The sequence below is a fragment of the Candidatus Poribacteria bacterium genome (assembly GCA_021295715.1).
GTDB lineage: Bacteria > Poribacteria > WGA-4E > WGA-4E > WGA-3G > WGA-3G.
Genome location: JAGWBV010000045.1, coordinates 40,802 through 41,292 on the forward strand (window position 1 = coordinate 40,802; position 491 = coordinate 41,292).

A 491-nucleotide genomic window follows, 5' to 3' on the forward strand; every position below is an offset into this window, starting at 1 on the left:
GATGTGGCGAGTTTTAATGTTTTCGATGCGGACGTGGCAGTTCGTAACTGGATTCGCCAACGGGGACGTATGGTCAAAACATTGCCTGCCTTTTCACGCGCAAAAGATAGGACAATTCACGTTTATCTGTTGGAATAGCAGGAAATTATAATGGAAAAAGAAAGGAAATCACCTGCCACAATTTCAACTCCAAACTTGCAAACACCCAAAATCCTAAATAGACGACAACCGGAAAAATTACGGCTGCCAGCCATACAAGACGCGTTATCGACTTTCTACTTGCTGTCTCACTCCATGACCAGCATTGGAGACGTTTTTGTAATCCCAATTTCAAGGCAATCCAGACCACTACTGCCAATAGCACCAGTCCCATCAAACCTGCAGAGAACAGAATCGGAATCCACATAGATTAAATCCCTATAGTGAGAGAATAATAAGCAACAGGTTCTATTTGGAAACTTTCACCGAAACCATGATGGATTTTAGAATTA

1 protein-coding gene is annotated in these 491 nt (G+C 42.2%); it reads right to left on the minus strand.

Annotated elements, in window-relative coordinates:
* Positions 1-145: 145 nt before the first annotated feature.
* Complete coding sequence (locus J4G07_12690; protein MCE2414852.1) at positions 146-406, minus strand: hypothetical protein; 261 nt, start codon at positions 404-406, stop codon at positions 146-148.
* Between the last annotated feature and the right edge of the window lie 85 nt (positions 407-491).